The 16,147-nt window shown below is 62.6% G+C and carries 14 protein-coding genes; 7 read left to right on the top strand and 7 right to left on the bottom strand.

Annotated features, from left to right (window positions below; all coding sequences use genetic code 11):
- The first annotated feature begins 43 nt into the window (after nt 1-43).
- The 4 genes from NKI95_RS05060 to NKI95_RS05045 all read left to right on the top strand — a co-directional run bounded on the left by NKI95_RS05060 (nt 44) and on the right by NKI95_RS05045 (nt 2,437).
- Nucleotides 44-529 carry an SRPBCC family protein gene (locus tag NKI95_RS05060; RefSeq protein WP_352714646.1) on the top strand — a complete coding sequence of 162 codons (486 nt, stop codon included), beginning with the start codon at nt 44-46 and terminating at the stop codon, nt 527-529.
- A 24-nt stretch (nt 530-553) separates the two neighbouring features.
- Entirely contained in the window at nt 554-1,510 is a 957-nt protein-coding gene (locus NKI95_RS05055; RefSeq protein WP_352714644.1) for an alpha/beta fold hydrolase, read from the top strand.
- Between the two features lie 197 nt (nt 1,511-1,707).
- Nucleotides 1,708-2,106, top strand: a complete 399-nt coding sequence (locus NKI95_RS05050) for a GFA family protein (RefSeq protein WP_352714642.1) — start codon at nt 1,708-1,710, stop codon at nt 2,104-2,106.
- 118 nt (nt 2,107-2,224) lie between these two features.
- On the top strand, nt 2,225-2,437 hold the full coding sequence (locus tag NKI95_RS05045; protein ID WP_023717422.1) for a hypothetical protein: 213 nt from the start codon (nt 2,225-2,227) through the stop codon (nt 2,435-2,437).
- Nucleotides 2,438-2,450: 13 nt separating this feature from the next.
- On the opposite strand, the gene NKI95_RS05040 is transcribed toward NKI95_RS05045, so the two are convergent.
- Nucleotides 2,451-3,365, bottom strand: coding sequence for a hypothetical protein (locus NKI95_RS05040; protein WP_352714641.1), 915 nt, complete (start codon nt 3,363-3,365; stop codon nt 2,451-2,453).
- A gap of 259 nt (nt 3,366-3,624) precedes the next feature.
- Here NKI95_RS05040 and NKI95_RS05035 point away from each other — a divergent pair, with 259 nt between their 5' ends.
- Both NKI95_RS05035 and NKI95_RS05025 read left to right on the top strand, forming a co-directional pair.
- Nucleotides 3,625-4,644 carry a GH25 family lysozyme gene (locus NKI95_RS05035; RefSeq protein WP_352714640.1) on the top strand — a complete coding sequence of 340 codons (1,020 nt, stop codon included), beginning with the start codon at nt 3,625-3,627 and terminating at the stop codon, nt 4,642-4,644.
- Between the two features lie 829 nt (nt 4,645-5,473).
- Nucleotides 5,474-6,484, top strand: coding sequence for an MBL fold metallo-hydrolase (locus NKI95_RS05025; protein ID WP_292657726.1), 1,011 nt, complete (start codon nt 5,474-5,476; stop codon nt 6,482-6,484).
- A gap of 180 nt (nt 6,485-6,664) precedes the next feature.
- On the opposite strand, the gene NKI95_RS05020 is transcribed toward NKI95_RS05025, so the two are convergent.
- From NKI95_RS05020 to NKI95_RS05000, 5 genes are all read right to left on the bottom strand, one after another.
- Nucleotides 6,665-10,429, bottom strand: coding sequence for a vitamin B12-dependent ribonucleotide reductase (locus NKI95_RS05020; RefSeq protein WP_352714639.1), 3,765 nt, complete (start codon nt 10,427-10,429; stop codon nt 6,665-6,667).
- A gap of 664 nt (nt 10,430-11,093) precedes the next feature.
- Entirely contained in the window at nt 11,094-11,582 is a 489-nt protein-coding gene (locus NKI95_RS05015; RefSeq protein ID WP_352714638.1) for an NUDIX hydrolase, read from the bottom strand.
- Between the two features lie 197 nt (nt 11,583-11,779).
- Nucleotides 11,780-12,289 carry a xanthine phosphoribosyltransferase gene (gene gpt / locus NKI95_RS05010; RefSeq protein WP_352714636.1) on the bottom strand — a complete coding sequence of 170 codons (510 nt, stop codon included), beginning with the start codon at nt 12,287-12,289 and terminating at the stop codon, nt 11,780-11,782.
- A gap of 128 nt (nt 12,290-12,417) precedes the next feature.
- Nucleotides 12,418-13,251, bottom strand: coding sequence for a universal stress protein (locus tag NKI95_RS05005; RefSeq protein WP_352714634.1), 834 nt, complete (start codon nt 13,249-13,251; stop codon nt 12,418-12,420).
- A 77-nt stretch (nt 13,252-13,328) separates the two neighbouring features.
- Nucleotides 13,329-14,078, bottom strand: a complete 750-nt coding sequence (locus NKI95_RS05000; protein WP_352714632.1) for a competence/damage-inducible protein A — start codon at nt 14,076-14,078, stop codon at nt 13,329-13,331.
- Nucleotides 14,079-14,227: 149 nt separating this feature from the next.
- Here NKI95_RS05000 and NKI95_RS04995 point away from each other — a divergent pair, with 149 nt between their 5' ends.
- Nucleotides 14,228-15,214: an alpha/beta fold hydrolase gene (locus tag NKI95_RS04995; RefSeq protein ID WP_352714631.1), complete on the top strand. Its 987-nt coding sequence runs from the start codon at nt 14,228-14,230 to the stop codon at nt 15,212-15,214.
- Nucleotides 15,215-15,252: 38 nt separating this feature from the next.
- Here the strand turns inward: NKI95_RS04995 and NKI95_RS04990 are convergent, their stop codons facing one another.
- On the bottom strand, nt 15,253-16,146 hold the full coding sequence (locus tag NKI95_RS04990) for a carbohydrate ABC transporter permease (protein WP_023717433.1): 894 nt from the start codon (nt 16,144-16,146) through the stop codon (nt 15,253-15,255).
- Between the last annotated feature and the right edge of the window lies 1 nt (nt 16,147).

Here is a 16,147-nt window from a genome sequence, read left to right as displayed (position 1 = left end):
CGTCCTAGACACGAAAGCCAAAACCGACATGTGAGGAAACACCATGACCACCAAGCTCGACATCGCCCCCAACTCCGACCGCGAGTTGGTTCTCGCCCGCATCATCGATGCGCCGCGCGAGAACGTCTATCGCTGCTGGACCGAGCCGAAGCTCTTGACGCAATGGTTCGCGCCGAAGCCGTGGACGACGCCGCGCGCGGAGATGGATGTTCGGCCCGGCGGTACCAGCCTCGTCGTCATGGCCGGTCCTGACGGCAACGAGTTTGCGAACCCCGGCGTCTTCCTCGAAGTCGTGCCGGGCAGGAAGCTCGTCTTCACCGATGCCTATACCAAGGCGTGGGAGCCTTCCGCCAAACCGTTCATGACCGGGATTGTGACACTCGAGGACGAGGGCACGGGCAAGACCCGCTACATCGCCCGGGTTGCGCATTGGTCGGTCGCCGACCGCGAACAGCACGAGAAAATGGGTTTTCACGAGGGCTGGGGCCAGTGCGCCGAACAGCTCGAGGAGGTCGCAAAGCGACTTTGATGCAAACGGGAGAGGGAGACTGATATGTCCAGATCTATATTTTTTGCCATTTTCGCCTCGGCCGCCGCGCTCTTTGCGGCGCCGGGCACCATCAACGCAGAGGAGGCCAAGCCCGCCATGACGACCGCAACCGCAACACTGCCGACGCCGGAAAAATCCGGCCTGCTGCCGATCAACGGCCTGAACTATTATTACGCCGTCTATGGCAAGGGCGAGCCGCTGCTCCTGCTGCATGGCGGTCTCGGCACGACCGACATGTTCGCGCCGATCCTGCCGAAGCTTACCGAAAACCGCACCGTCATCGGGGTCGACCTGCAGGGCCATGGCCGCACCGCGCTCGGCGATCGGCCGCTCAGCCTGGAGGCGATGGGCGACGACATGGCGGCGATCGTCAAGGCGCTCGGCTACGACAAGGTCGACGTCATGGGTTATTCGCTGGGTGGCGGCGTCGCCTTCCGCATGGCCGTGCAGCATCCCGACGTGGTGCGACGGCTCGTCCTGGTCTCGACCGGCTACGCCGCGGACGGCTTCTATGCCGAGATGCGTGGCCAGCAGGCACAAGTCGGCGCGGCGATGGCCGACATGATGAAGGACACGCCGATGTACAAATCCTACGTCGCGGTCGCGCTGCATCCGGAGGATTTTCCGAAACTCCTTGACCAGCTCGGCGCCTACATGCGCAAGGACTACGACTATTCGGCCGACGTGCCGAAGCTGAAAATGCCGGTGATGCTGGTGTTCGGCGACAGCGACATGTACCGGCCCGAGCACGAGATCAAATTCTATCAGATGCTTGGCGGCGGGCTGAAGGACGCCGGCTGGATGCGCGAGAACCTGTCGCAGAACCGTCTGGCGATCGTGCCGAACCGCACCCATTACGACGTGTTCTTCGCGCCGGAACTGACAGCTGCCGCGCTGCCGTTCCTCAATGGCGAGACCAAGGTCAAGACCTGGGATGAGGTCGTCAACGAAACTAACTGACGCCCGGTCAATTGTCTGCCGGCCGTCTCTCGCGAGATGGCCGGTTTTCGCGGCATGAGGCCTTGGGCCCGGCGCGTCGGGCATCGTGTATCGGCCGGATCACAGGAACCGATGGCGCCCTATCAAAGCTTTTCAATTGACGCTGCCATGCCCGTCGCTACGGTTCGCCGATCTTCTCCAAATGACGGATCGGAGCAATGGCAAGATATCAGGGTGGATGTTTATGCGGGGCGGTGCGCTACCGCGCCGAGGCGGCACCGATCAATGAGCGCGTCTGCCATTGCCGGATCTGCCAGAAGGCGCTGGGTGCCGCCTTCAACGCGCGCGTGCTGTTCCGCATCGACGATGTGACGGTCGAAGGACCGCTGGCGATGGTGAATTCCTCCCCCGATCTCAAGCGCGGCTTTTGTCCGCGCTGCGGCACGACGATGTTTTCCCGACGCGATTCCGCCGGCATCGTGGGCGTCACCACTGGCTCGCTCGACGATCCCTCAGTGTTCAGGCCTGAGATGCACATCTGGACCGCCTCGAAGCAGCCCTGGGTTCAGATCGACGACGGCCTGCCGCAATATGAAGGCGCGCCACCGCCGGTTTGAGGTGAAATCTGGACAAAATTTAATCCGAAGCGACACGAGATAGCCGGCAAAGCGTCATTGGTGGGCCATCATTGCTGCCTATCTATTGTGTGCGGGCAGGCAGTCGAGGAGGCGACGGATGAACGACAGCATCAACACCCTGGACGAACTCTTGAGCGATCCGATGATCAAGCTGGTGATGGAGCGCGACCGCGTGCAGCCGGCGGAACTTCGCACTCTGCTCGAGGAAAAGGTCCGCCGGGCGGACGATGATGTGGCGGTCAACGATCGTTTTGTACCGCCGGCCCACTTGATGGCCACGACCTGCCACAAGCTGTGGCTGTGCGGCTAGGGTCTTGAAGCGGTCAGCCGGAATTTGCCGGCAAATAGCTGTAATGGCTGCGGAAATAAGCGAGCCTGAAGCCGAGGCGCGCATAGTTGCGATACGCCGGCCCGTCGCGTTCGGCGTGCGGCGCCTCGATGTCGGCCACGAACAGTTTTGCACCGGCCGCAAGTCCGTCGCGCACCATCGGTTCGCCGAGCATTGCATCGAGGTCGAAGCTCGGCGCCATGATGCCGGGCACCGGTGCGTCGATGCCGCTCCAGGCCATGCCGTCGGCACCGATGAACATCGAGCGCACCGCCGCCACCGTGCCCTCCCGCCGCAGCATGTAATGATGCCAGCCGCGCCGGCCGGCCAGCACCAGCAACCACGGTGAGGTCGGCAACCGATATTGGCTGTCGATGAACCCAGCCCATTCTCTTGCCGTTGCCGGCGTCACCCGCTCGACCGAGACATCCTTCGTCGGGAAAAGCGGCTCCGTTGGCAATGGCGTGGCGTCGCGAAAGATGCGTTCCCAGCCGCCCTGACGCTGCAGGCCGCGTGCCTCGAGCCAGCAGCTGAGCGTCGCGGGCTCGGTATGCGGATTGGTGTAGAACCAGGGCCGCAGAATACCGGCCTCGCGATAATGCGTCAGAAGCGCATCGAGCCGGCTCTCGGTGGCCGCGCTATCGACACCGAAATTCTTGACGCAGTTGAAATGGATGAACGGGATCGTCGTGCAGGTGGTCCAGACGAGATCGCCATCTTCGGCGATGGCCAAGCCTTGCCTTGCGGCAAAGTCTGCCGGAGCGGCGCGATAGAGATCGAGCCAGGCATTGACCTCGGCGCGTTCGATAACGCGGCTGAGGTCGCGGGATATCTCGTCAATCCTGATGGCAGGCGAGTGCGGCTCCGGCGGGACGACGGGCCGCAATTCTGACAAGGCGGCAGGCTGCATGACGTCCTCCCAAGTATGGCCTTACACTGTAAGATTAGGGGAGACTAATCTCATGCAGTGAGTTGTCAAGCGGGATTGCGAGGCAGCGACGTGGCCGAACGTCGGAGGGATAGCGCCCCTCTGTCCGGCCGATTTCCCGATACAAAGCCCTAACAAGTCGATTCAAACTTTGTTGGTAGTTTCTTGTTAGGAATCCAGCTTGGTTTGTCCGGCGGCGTTGTCCTGCCTTCGGTCTGTTGTGTTTTGCGTACAGGTCCAGATGCGGATATCAGGCGTCGTCATCTTTTCGATCGCAGCGCTGTGCCTTGCCGGCTGCACGTCGACCTCCGGCGTCGATGCGCTGCAAATGCCGTCCAGCGAGACCACCAGCTCGGTTGTACGGCCACCCGCGCCGGTGGCATCCGTGGCGAAAACTGATGCCGCGCCCGCTTTTGCCGAACAGGAGCAGGACGAACAGCCGGTCGCGATGGACGTACCCGATCAGGGCGTCGAACCGCCGGCCGAGGTGATCGCGCTGATGTCGCCGCCGAAGCGGCTGGCACGCGCAGCACCGGCGATGCTTGCCGAGCCGGTCACGCGCTATGGCTTTCGCGACGCCAAGCCGATCAATTTCGGCAAGTCCTCCTCGCCAAGGCGCCTTGCCGTTCACGGCGTCGACGTTTCGCGCTGGCAGGGCAATGTGAACTGGCAAAAGCTGCGCGCCCAGGGCGCCAACTTCGCCTACATCAAGGCCACCGACGGCGGCGATCATATCGACCCGATGTTTACCAGGAACTGGCGCAATGCCGACGCCGCCGGCCTCAAGCGCGGCGCCTATCACTTCTTCTACTGGTGCCGCACCGCCGGCGAGCAGGCCGACTGGTTCATCCGCAACGTGCCGAGGGTCGAGGGCGCGCTGCCGCCGGTGATCGACGTCGAGTGGAACGGCGAATCGAGCTGCAAGCGCCGCCCGTCGCGGCAAAAGGTGCTGGAAAAGATGCAGGTGTTCATGGACAAGCTCGAGCGCCACTACGGCCAGCGCCCGATCATCTACACCGCGCCCGACTTCTACCGCGACAATCTCAGGGGCGCCTTTCCCGATTACCCATTCTGGCTGCGCGCCGTGGCGGCGCACCCATCAAAGGTCTATCCCGACCGCAAATGGCTGTTCTGGCAATATTCCGGCTCTGGCCTGTCGCACGGGGTGAGGGGCCGCATCGACCTCAACGTCTTCCACGGCGATGAGAAGGCTTGGCGAGACTGGACTGGCGGCCGGCAGATGGTGGCCGAGGCGGAGTAGCGCGGCGGGTCGGGTGCTTGGCTTCCACCGTCGGTATCCCGCCGCGGTCACGGCGTGGATCCTAGGGTCTCCGCAACGTCGCTTCGCTCCTGCTCCGCCCTAGGATGACGAAGGAAGGGATGTTCCCGCTAGTTACCGGCCTTGGCGATTGGCCTTCGGCCTCCGTGTCTTCGTCATCCTAGGGCGGAGCGAACGCGAAGCGGAGCGCAGACCCTAGGATCCATGCCGTGCCGTCGAAGAGAAACGCGCGGTGATAGCTACCAGCCCTTGGTTCGGCTGGCGGCTCTACGCCTCTATATATTCGCCAAGCTGACCCCTTTGGGCACATCCAGTCCATCGGCTCGCAAGCCTTCGATGTGAAAGCGTATTGCGTCGCGAATTTCGGTTTCCACCTCGAGCACCGATCGCAATGCAGCCGGGTAGGTCCGGCAGCTAAGCGGAAAAATTGTTTCCGGCTTTTTCGATGACCGCCGCGTAACGCATTGCGCAACCTCTTCGGTTGGAAATGTCATTATGGCCAGCGGCCGATCATCTACACTGACGTAGTTGAATAGCAGCTCCTCCTGACATCCTTCCTGCTCGAAAGAGCACATCGTCGCGGATATCGAGGACGGCTTCGAGTCAACGCTGAGCGCAGGGCGCCGTTCGGTGGGCGAGGGCGTCTACTCCCTCATGCCAGCCTCTTCACCACCAAATCCTCGCTGCGGTCCACTGAGAGCACAGGCTGACCCATCCTCAGGTGTAGCTCGATAGCCGACACGCTTCCCCATAGGGTCCCCGACGTGGCTTGTGACCGACACGTCTCGATCACGCAAAACAGGAGCGCATCATGTCGCAGGCAGAAACAAAAACCCGCACGACTGGTCAGCAGGAGACAAACATGAGCTTGGACAACATTTCACACCCCTCGATCCAGCACTGCGCCGACAGCCTGAACGCCAAGCACAGCAACGGTAGACCGGAGCCCGAATTGGTTCCGTCGCGCTACGCGCTGCAGGTCGGCGACATCGACGTGCTGGTGGTCAGCGATGGAGTGCTGCCGATACCAGCGCCGGTTATGGCATACAACGTCGACCCGGCCCTCCGGGAGGCTTGGCTGGACGACATGTTCCTGCCGCCGGACGTGCTCGAGTGGCCGCTGAACGTGGTCGTCGTACGCAGCGGCGACCGGACCATACTGGTGGACGCCGGGCTGGGGATGGACCCGGACTTGCACTTGCCGAGGGCCGGGCGGTTGGTCTCGCGACTGGAGGCCGCCGGCATCGATCTCGCATCAGTCACCGACGTGGTGCTTACCCATATGCACATGGACCATATCGGCGGGCTGCTCATCGACGGGGTGAAGGACCGGCTGCGTCCGGATCTGCGGATTCACGTGGCGGCCGCCGAGCTCAAGTTCTGGGAGTCGCCCGATTTCTCCCGCGTCTCCATGCCAACGGGGTTCCCGGATGCGCTGCGGCGGGCGGCCAAGCGGTTCGTGAACGACTACCACAGCCAGTTGCGGCCGTTTGAGACGGAGCACGAGGTGGCGCCGGGGGTGGTCGTCACGCTCACCGGTGGCCACACCCCCGGGCACAGCGTGGTCCGCCTAGCGTCCGGCGGCGATCGACTGACCTTCGCCGGCGACGCCGTGTTCCAGGTCGGGTTCGACCAACCCGACTGGCACAACGGCTTCGAACACGACCCCGAGGAGGCGGCCCGCGTCCGCATCAATCTTTTGCGGGAGCTGGCGGCGACCCGCGAGCCGCTGGTGGCCACTCACCTGCCGTTCCCGTCTATCTGCCATGTGGCGGTGGACGGCGATGTCTTTCGTTGCGTGCCGGCTGTCTGGGACTACTGACCCGCTTGTTGGGTTAGGGCCGAGCACAGCGTTTGAACGACCGCACGAGCAACGTCGCGAGCTTTGAGTAGCTAGGCATCGGGCGTGCCTGATCGGGTAGTGGCAATTGGCTTGCTTTGACCGTTAGAGGTGGGTTGCCGTCAACCCACCTCTAAGCGATCAACTTGCCTATCAGCTATCTCAGCTGCACCCGCTCGTAGCCCCACAAGTATCGCACTTTTCACACGTCCCGTTCCGCACCATCGTGAAATTGTGGCACTCCGAGCATTCGTTGCCGGTGTAGCCCTGCATCAGCGATTGCTGGCGCCGGTTGGCGGCGAGCGCTTTGGCTTCGGCTGCTTCTTTCGCCGCCTCGTCGGTGAACAGCTCCGTCGGGTCGGACGCTTCCGCGTAGACGATGTCCTCGACCAGTTCCCTGGCGCGCTCCTCGTAGTCGCGCTTGTAGGCGATGGCTTCGTCGCTTGCCGGCTTCAGCGTCAGCACGTTGGAGCCGGAGAAGGCGGTCGGGGCGGTACGGGCCGGAGTTCCGGAGCCCGAACCGGCAAAGCCCTTGGGCTCGGCACCCATGCCCGACACCAGCTTGACCGGCGAGGCACCGCGGGTGAGACCCTTGGAGAAGGGCGTCGCCTTGCCTTCGTTGATGCCGCGCCCGAGTGCGGTCTTGTCGAAGTCCGACTGATCGACATGGGCGAGGTCGTTGCGGCCGAGATAGGAGACGGCAAGTTCGCGGAAGACATAGTCGAGGATCGACGTGGCGTTCTTGATGGCGTCGTTGCCCTGCACCATGCCCGCCGGCTCGAATTTAGTGAAAGTGAAGGCCTCGACGAATTCCTCGAGCGGCACGCCATATTGCAGGCCGAGCGAAATGGCGATGGCGAAGTTGTTCATCATCGCGCGGAAGGCGGCACCTTCCTTGTGCATGTCGATGAAGATCTCGCCGATACGGCCGTCGTCGAACTCGCCGGTCCTGAGATAGACTTTGTGGCCGCCGACGACCGCCTTCTGGGTGTAGCCCTTGCGGCGGTTCGGCAGTTTCTCGCGGTCGCGGTAGAGACGCTCGACGACGCGCTCGACGATCTTCTCGGTCACCTGAACGGCGCGCTGTGCGGCCGGTGCCGCGATCAGCTGCTCGACGGCTTCGTCCTCGTCCTCTTCACCATCGGCGAGCAGCGAGGCGTTGAGCGGCTGCGACAGCTTCGAGCCGTCGCGATAGAGCGCGTTGGCTTTCAGCGCCAGCTTCCACGACAGCATGTAGGCGCCCTTGGCATCTTCCACCGTCGCGTCGTTCGGCATGTTGATGGTCTTGGAAATGGCGCCGGAGATAAAGGGCTGTGCCGCCGCCATCATCATGATGTGGCTGTTGATCGACAGCGAACGCTTGCCGATCTTGCCGCACGGGCTGGCGCAGTCGAACACCGGCAGGTGTTCGGCCTTCAGGAACGGCGCGCCTTCCAGCGTCATCGCTCCGCAGACATGGATGTTGGCGGCCTCGATGTCTTTCTTGGAAAAGCCCAGCGCCGGCAGCATCTCGAACGAGAAATCGTTGAGCTGCTCATCGGTGAAGCCGAACGTCTCTTTCACCCAGTCGGCGCCCAACGTCCACTGGTTGAAGACGAACTTGATGTCGAAAGCCGACTTCAACGCGGCATTGAGCGCAGCGATCTTGTCGTCGGTAAAGCCTTTGGCCTTGAGCGAGCCGGGATTGATGCCCGGCGCCTGGTTGAGATTGCCGTGGCCGACGGCATAGGCCTCGATCTCGGCGATCTGGGCCTCGGAATAGCCGAGCGTGCGCAGCGCTTCGGGCACCGCGCGGTTGATGATCTTGAAATAGCCGCCGCCGGCGAGCTTCTTGAATTTTACCAGCGCGAAGTCGGGCTCGATGCCGGTGGTATCGCAATCCATCACCAGGCCGATCGTGCCGGTCGGGGCGATCACCGTTGCCTGCGCATTGCGGTAGCCATGCTCCTCGCCGAGCTCGATGGCGCGGTCCCAGGCGGCCTTGGCATGGTCGGCAAGCTCCTGCTGCTTGAGGTCTGAGGCGACCAGCGGCACTGGGTTGACGGCAAGCTTCTCGTAGCCGTCCCTTTCGCCATAGGCCGCGCGGCGGTGGTTGCGCATGACACGCAGCATGTTCTGCGCGTTGCGGTCATAGTCGGGGAAGGCGCCGAGCTCGGCGGCCATTTCGGCCGAAGTCGCATAGGCCGTGCCGGTCATGATCGCGGTGAGGGCGGCGCAGATGGCGCGGCCCTCGTCGGAATCATAGGGAATGCCCGAGGTCATCAGCAGGCCGCCGATATTGGCGTAGCCGAGGCCGAGCGTGCGGTATTCGTACGAGAGCTTGGCGATCTCCTTCGACGGGAATTGCGCCATCATGACGGAGATTTCCAGCACCATGGTCCACAGCCGCACCGTGTGCTCGTAGGCGGCGATGTCGATAGTGCCGTCGGCGTTGCGGTAGGGCAGAAGGTTGATCGAGGCCAGATTGCAGGCGGTGTCGTCGAGGAACATGTATTCCGAGCACGGATTGGATGCCCGGATCGCACCGGCCGAGGCGCAGGTGTGCCAGTCGTTCATCGTCGTGTTGAAATGCAGGCCCGGATCGGCCGACGCCCAGGCGGCATAGCCGATCTTTTCCCAGAGATCGCGCGCCTTCAGCGTCTTCAGCACCTTGCCGTCCTTGCGGGCGGTGAGATGCCAGTCGCCGTCCTGCTCGACGGCGCGCAGGAAATCGTCCTTCAGCGACACCGAATTGTTGGAGTTCTGGCCGGAAACGGTGAGATAGGCGTCGGAATCCCAGTCGGTGTCGTAGGTCTTGAACGACATCGAGGTATAGCCCTGCTTGGCGAACTGGATGACGCGGTAGATGTAGTTCTCCGGCACCGCGTCCTTCTTGGCCGCCTTGATCTCGCGCTTCAGCGCTGTGTTGACCGCCGGGTCGAAGCAATCGTCGCCGTTGCCTTCGCAGTTGATGCAGGCTTTCATGATCGCTTCGAGGTGCTTCTTGACGATCTTCGAGCCGGTGACCAGCGAGGCGACCTTCTGCTCCTCATTGACCTTCCAGTCGATGAATTCCTCGATATCGGGATGGTCGGCGTCGACGATGACCATTTTCGCGGCGCGACGCGTCGTGCCGCCCGATTTGATGGCGCCCGCAGCACGGTCGCCGATCTTGAGGAAGCTCATCAGCCCCGACGAGCGGCCGCCGCCCGACAGCTTTTCGCCTTCGCCGCGCAGGAATGAGAAATTGGAGCCGGTGCCGGAGCCGTATTTGAACAGGCGCGCCTCACGCACCCACAGGTCCATGATGCCGCCTTCATTGACGAGGTCGTCCTGCACGCCCTGGATGAAGCAGGCATGCGGCTGCGGATGCTCGTAGGAAGACTTCGACTTGGTCAGCTTGCCGGTGAACGGGTCGACATAGAAATGGCCCTGGCTGGGACCGTCGATGCCATAGGCCCAATGCAGGCCGGTGTTGAACCATTGCGGCGAATTCGGCGCGACGCGCTGGGTGGCCAGCATATAGGCGAGCTCGTCGCGGAAGGCGCGCGCGTCTTCCTCCGACTTGAAGTAGCCGCCCTTCCAGCCCCAATAGGTCCAAGTACCGGCAAGCCGGTCGAAGACCTGGCGGGCATCGGTCTCGGAACCGTAGCGCTCGGCTTCCGGCAGCTTTGCCAGTTCAGCTTCGTCGGCGACGGAGCGCCACAGGAATGAGGGGACTTGCGTCTCTTCGACCTTCTTCAGCCGTGCCGGGACGCCCGCCTTGCGGAAATATTTCTGCGCCAGGATATCGGCGGCAACCTGGGAGAACTGCGCCGGCACGTCGATATTGTCCAAGCGGAACACCACCGAGCCATCCGGATTCTTGATCTCCGAAAGCGCCTTGCGGAATTCGATCTCCGCGTAAGCTGATTGCCCTGGCTTGGTGAAACGACGCTCGATGCGCATTGGTCCGGTCCCTTTTGTCTACATATAGCGCTTTTCCCAGAGGATTTCTGCCCTCTTGACGAAACGCGCATGGCCGCCGTCTGCCGGCGTTCGAAAACCCCGGCTCTCATCGTCACAGTCTCCGCCGCCCTGCCGGTCGAACCTCTTGCGAGGCCGCTGTCCAACGCGCTCACGGACCCTGTGGGTCCCTCAAAACTGAAAACTTTTTGTAACGCCCTCGATCGAGGGAAATTCACATTATCTAGCGTCGAACCTACCTGCAAACACTAAATATAGTGTTAACAGACAATTTATTCAAGTCCGACAATCCTCCCCTTTCGCCACCCAAGGCTTCAAAATCCCACGCCTTCGCCGGCCTCGTAAACAGGCGGGAATGCGGATCAAAACGCACATATTCCGGGAAAAAGACCGGCCTCGAAACTTTTCCGGTCGCACTCTCAACAGGAGCGCATGGCCTATAAAAGGCGACTCGTTTTGCGGCGTCAAGGATTCGTTTGCGTAGCTTTTATGACCCCAACATCTTGTGTGTCACATATGTGGATAACGGGGATAGAAGCGCGCGCTGATTCAGTTTTTTATGGCTTGTAGCCACAAGCCTGGTGCCGACGCTCGAAGGCCCTTCGCCGCAGCGAAGACCATGCCGACTCGGAAGCCATGTGCCGACTCAGTTGAAGCGATGCGGGTCAGCACCGAAATGAGCGATGATCTGGCAAAGGTCGGGCTCGTTGACCATGCGTACCGCCTCGGCGGCGCTGACCCATTTGCGGATGCGCGCCCGCTTTTCCTTCCACCGGTCGGCGACCTTGTCGACGTGCAGCGGGAATACCAGCACCTCGCACGGCACTTCCTCGCCGGACGCCAGCACCTTGGCATAGAAATAGCGGCCGGCCTCGTGATGCGAGATCGTGCCGCGCAGCCCGGCTTCCTCGCCGGCTTCGCGCGCCGCCGCCTCGCAAAGCGGCTCCTTTGCTTCCGGCCAGCCCTTGGGAAGCACCCAGCGGCCGGTGTCGCGGCTGGTGATCAGCATGATCTCGACGCCGTGCCCGCTATCGCGCCAGGGCAGCGCTGCAACCTGCAGGCGACACGGCGCCGTACCGAAGAGTCGCCGGACCCTTTCGGCCAGATGGTTATGCGTCGTTGGCCTCGTCAACATCGGAGAAGCTTGCCCCAGCTCCCAGAATCATTTGCCGTCTCGTGAATCTTACGGCTAATCATAAGCAATGAAAGTAAAAAACTTCATATCGACTTGTTAACTACGCCAAGAGGCGTAGATTCAGGAAATATCGTGCGCGACGGCACTTTTTCAAGGAGTGTGCGCCAGTGCGTTCCGAAGGGAACACCTTGCGCGAATCAGCCGGCGTGGTCGTCGGCGATTGGCTTCTGGTAGGTGAAGCCCATGTCCCAGGGAAAATAGATCCAGGTGTCCTGGCTGACCTCGGTGACGAAGGTGTCGACCATCGGCCTGCCTTTCGGCTTGGCATAGACGGTGGCGAAATGCGCCTTGGGCATCATCGCGCGCACGATGCCCGCCGTCTTGCCGGTGTCGGTGAGGTCGTCGATGATCAGCACGCCGGCGCCATCATCGGCGAGCAGCGCCGGCGTGACCTCCTTCAGCACCTGCAACTGCCCCTGGTGCCCCTGGCTGGTATAATCGTGGTAGGAGGCGACGCAGACCGTCTCGATGATGCGGATGCCGAGCTCGCGCGATATGATGGCGGCCGGAACCAGGCCGCCGCGCGTGATGCAGACGATCGCTTTCCATTGCCCCTTGTTGGCGCCGGCAAGCCGCCAGGCGAGCGCGCGCGCATCGCGGTGGAACTGGTCCCAGGAGACCGGGAAGGCTTTTTCGGGCAGGGACATCTTTCGCGCACTCCGCAAAGCGCGCATCGCGCGCAGACACTATGGAATGCGCGCGGAATTAACTGGAAAGGCTTGGCCTTGGCAAGGGGAGTGGCAAAGCGATTGTCCTGCCAGCGGTCCCTACGAACTTACCGCGACAGGAAAGCCGCCACCGGTGCGGTGCGCAGCACCGTTCGCGTCACTCCGCCGAACAGCAGCTGGCGCAGCCAGGAATGGCTGTAGGCGCCGAGCACGAGCAGGTCCGCACCCGATTCGGCGACCCTGGTCTGGATGATGTCGTCGACCGAGGCGCCGCCGGACCTCAGCACCGAGACGCTCACGGTCGCGCCGTGCCTGGACAGCGAGGCGGCGATCTCGGCGCCGGCCGTTTCCGGCGCCTCGTCGAGCGTGTCCGGCGGGTCGATGACGATGATGTCCGTCTTCTCGGCCTCGATGATGAAGGGCAGGGCATCGAAGGCCGCGCGCGCGGCCTCCTTGCTGCCGTTCCAGGCGAGCAGCACATGCTTGAAGCTGGTGACGAGGGGGCCCAAATGCGGTACCACCAGCACCGGCCGGCCGGCATCGTAGACCAGCGTGTCGACGTCGGCGCTCGGGTCGCTGCCCGATTCGCGCTGGGCGGCGATGATCAGGTCCGCGGTGCGAACGGTCGAGATGCCGGTCAGCGCACTGTCGCCGGAAAAACTCTCGAGACTGCGCCACTCGAACGACAGGCCGGAATTCTCGATGCGCTTGTGAAAGGCGGCCTGCAACTTCTCGGCGCGCTCCCGGTTCATGTCGGCGGAAACCTGCAGGAACTCGGTGTCCGGAAAGCCGGTGGCCGAGGTGTAGGGCACGGGCAGCGCCTCGGCATGGATGCCGATCAGATGGCTCTGGAATCGGCTGGCCAGCGGGATCGCGCAGTCGAGGACGCGTTCGGCGTCCTGTTCATTCTGCAATATGGCGACGATGGTCTTGAAGCGCATGGCAATCCCTCAGTTTTACGGCGATCCCACTCGTGACAAACGTCACTGCGCGATGCTGGTTCCGTCAGGCCGGCCGATCAGCCCACTCTGCTTGCCCTGGTCAAGCTCGCCACCATAGCCTCTACGTCGGCGCGTGCCGAGTCCAGCGCCTGCTGGCTGCGGGCGCGCACCACCAGTTCGGTCCAGAATTTGCCGTCGCCATATTTCGGGTAGGAGCCGATGATCGTGTCCGGATGCTCCTTCTGGATGTCGCCCAGCGGGCCGCCGATCAGGCCTTCGCCGAGCGGACATTCCACGGTTGCCGACAGCATTTTGGTGCCGGCCCGCAACGTCGGCACGACATTGTCGAGCATCGCCTGGAAAATCGCCGGCACGCCGGCCATGACATGGACGTTGCCAATGCGAAAGCCCGGCGCAACCGACACCGGATTGTCGATGTGGTCTGCCCCGCGCGGCATCCGGGCCATGCGCTTGCGCGCCTCGGTGTATTCGATGCCGCGGGCAGCATAGCTTGCTTCCAGCAGGGCGTAGGCCTTGGCGTCGTATTCGCATGGCACGCCAAAGGCCTTGGCGATGGAATCGGCGGTGATGTCGTCATGCGTCGGGCCGATGCCGCCGGTGGTGAAGACATAGGTGTAGCGGGCGCGCAGCGCATTCACCGCAGCGACGATCTCGTCTTCCTCGTCCGCAACGATACGCACTTCCTTCAGGTCGATGCCGATCGCCGTCATGATGTCGGCGAGGTGGCCGATGTTCTTGTCCTTGGTGCGGCCGGACAGAACCTCGTCGCCGATGACGAGCATGGCGGCGGTGACGATTTCGGTCATGGCAGGCTCCGGCAACGGGTCGCCTGAGATAGCGCGGGGAACGGCCGGCGGCAATGCCGCCAAACCACGGATCCACCTGTACCACCTCCCTTGCAGTGGACCCTTCGGCGGGTGATGCTGCGTGCCGGTTTGGGGCCTTGAGCAAGAACATGCCGTTATCGATTCTTCTATGGCTGCTTGGCGTGCTGTTTTTGCTGGCGCTCGTCATGGCAGCCTATCCGTTTCTGGCGACGCGGCGGATTGCGGCGAAAGCCGAAAAGCTGGTGCCGGCCAGCGGTAAATTCATCGAGATCGACGGCAACCGCATCCATTATGTCGAGACGGGCGAGGGGCGGCCGATCGTCTTCCTGCACGGCCTTGGCGCGCAGCTTCATCATTTCCGCCACAGGCTGTTCGGACGCTTCGGCCCGAACTATCGGCTGATCGCGCTCGATCGTCCGGGTTCCGGCTATTCGGTGCGGGCCGGGGGCGCCAGCGGACGGCTGCCCGAGCAGGCCGAGATCGTGCGGCGCTTTATTGAGGCGCTTGGGCTGGAAAAGCCTCTGGTCGTCGGCCATTCGCTGGGTGGCGCCATCGCGCTGACGCTGGCTGTCGAGCATCCAGAGGCGATTTCCGGCATCGCCTTGCTGGCACCGCTGACCCATCTGGAGCTGGACGCGCGCGAGAAGTTCGGCCCGCTATACGTCAAGTCGCCGCTGCGGCGCCGGATCATGGCTCATACGATGGCGATCCCGGCGGCTTTCAAATACGCAGAGCGCACGCTGGCCTTCATCTTCGCGCCGCAGGCGACGCCGGCCGACTATATGGTCGAGGGCGGCGGCTGGTGCGGGCTAAGGCCAAGCCATTTCTACGCAACGTCGACCGATGTCGTGGCCATCGAGCAGGATCTTGGCCGCATCGAGCAACGCTATGGTGAGATCACCATGCCGGCCGGCATTCTGTTTGGTGCTTCCGACATCGTTCTGGGCATCGATATCCATGGCTGGCCGGTGATGGAAAAGATCAGCGGGCTCGATTTCGAGCCGGTCGAGGGGCTTGGCCACATGCCGCAATTCGTCGAGCCGGAACGGGTCGTCGCTTTCATCGAACGCATTGCCGACCGCGCATTTGCGCCGAAGTCCGACACCGGCAGCTGACACCCTCCCGGGACCTCGCGCATTCCTCACCATGTCGGCTATTCCTTCACGGCTCCGGTCATCGAGGAAACATAGTGCTCGACAAAGAACGAATAGAGCACCACCACCGGCAGCGAGCCGATCAGCGCTCCCGCCATCAGCGCCCCCCATTCATAGACGTCCGAGCGCACCAGCTCGGTGAGCACGCCGACCGGCACAGTCTTGTTTTCGGACGACTGGATGAAGGTCAAGGCGTAGATGAACTCGTTCCATGACAGGGTGAATGCGAAGATGCCGGCGGAAATCAGGCCCGGCACCGACAGCGGCAGCACGATCTTGGTGAGGATCTGCCATCGGCTCGCCCCGTCGATCAGCGCGCATTCTTCCAGCTCGAACGGGATCGAGCGGAAATAACCCATCAACAGCCATGTGCAGAACGGGATCAGGAAGGTCGGATAGGTGAGGATGAGCGCAAAGGGCGTGTCGTAAAGTCCAAGGTTGAACACCATCACCGACAGCGGAATGAACAGGATCGAGGGCGGTACGAGATAGGCGAGGAACACCGCGAGGCCGACCTGCCGCGCCCCGGAGAACCGCAAGCGTTCGATCGCATAGGCAGCGAACACCGCAGCCAGCAGCGACAGGAACGTGGCGGCGGTCGAGATGATGATCGTGTTGAGCAGCCAGCCCGGATAAGACGTCTCGAAGAGCAGATAGCGGATATGCTCGAGCGTCGGATGCACCACCCAGAACGGATTGAAATTGGCGTAGTCGGTCATCTCGAGATTGGGCTTAACCGCCGTGATCGTCATCCAGTAGAACGGAAACAACAGCACGATGACGAATATCAGCAGCGGCAGGTAGACCGTCACCACGCGGCGCGGCACACTCTGCAGGTAACCCATGCCGCCTTCGTCGAGTTCAGGGCGTTTGCTCGTTTCGATCGCGGTCATG

It is taken from the genome of Mesorhizobium sp. M0306, from assembly GCF_040321655.1.
Lineage (GTDB): Bacteria > Pseudomonadota > Alphaproteobacteria > Rhizobiales > Rhizobiaceae > Mesorhizobium.
The sequence above is the reverse complement of the archived record's forward strand: the minus strand, read 5'-3'. Positions and strand labels throughout refer to the sequence as shown.

Bases quoted from the DNA above. Each gene is read 5' to 3' on its own strand.
- NKI95_RS05060 (WP_352714646.1), top strand. From the start codon at position 44: ATGACCACCAAGCTCGACATCGCCCCCAACTCCGACCGCGAGTTGGTT.
- NKI95_RS05055 (WP_352714644.1), top strand. From the start codon at position 554: ATGTCCAGATCTATATTTTTTGCCATTTTCGCCTCGGCCGCCGCGCTC.
- NKI95_RS05050 (WP_352714642.1), top strand. From the start codon at position 1,708: ATGGCAAGATATCAGGGTGGATGTTTATGCGGGGCGGTGCGCTACCGC.
- NKI95_RS05045 (WP_023717422.1), top strand. From the start codon at position 2,225: ATGAACGACAGCATCAACACCCTGGACGAACTCTTGAGCGATCCGATG.
- NKI95_RS05040 (WP_352714641.1), bottom strand. From the start codon at position 3,365: ATGCAGCCTGCCGCCTTGTCAGAATTGCGGCCCGTCGTCCCGCCGGAG.
- NKI95_RS05035 (WP_352714640.1), top strand. From the start codon at position 3,625: ATGCGGATATCAGGCGTCGTCATCTTTTCGATCGCAGCGCTGTGCCTT.
- NKI95_RS05025 (WP_292657726.1), top strand. From the start codon at position 5,474: ATGTCGCAGGCAGAAACAAAAACCCGCACGACTGGTCAGCAGGAGACA.
- NKI95_RS05020 (WP_352714639.1), bottom strand. From the start codon at position 10,429: ATGCGCATCGAGCGTCGTTTCACCAAGCCAGGGCAATCAGCTTACGCG.
- NKI95_RS05015 (WP_352714638.1), bottom strand. From the start codon at position 11,582: ATGTTGACGAGGCCAACGACGCATAACCATCTGGCCGAAAGGGTCCGG.
- gpt (WP_352714636.1), bottom strand. From the start codon at position 12,289: ATGTCCCTGCCCGAAAAAGCCTTCCCGGTCTCCTGGGACCAGTTCCAC.
- NKI95_RS05005 (WP_352714634.1), bottom strand. From the start codon at position 13,251: ATGCGCTTCAAGACCATCGTCGCCATATTGCAGAATGAACAGGACGCC.
- NKI95_RS05000 (WP_352714632.1), bottom strand. From the start codon at position 14,078: ATGACCGAAATCGTCACCGCCGCCATGCTCGTCATCGGCGACGAGGTT.
- NKI95_RS04995 (WP_352714631.1), top strand. From the start codon at position 14,228: ATGCCGTTATCGATTCTTCTATGGCTGCTTGGCGTGCTGTTTTTGCTG.
- NKI95_RS04990 (WP_023717433.1), bottom strand. From the start codon at position 16,146: ATGACCGCGATCGAAACGAGCAAACGCCCTGAACTCGACGAAGGCGGC.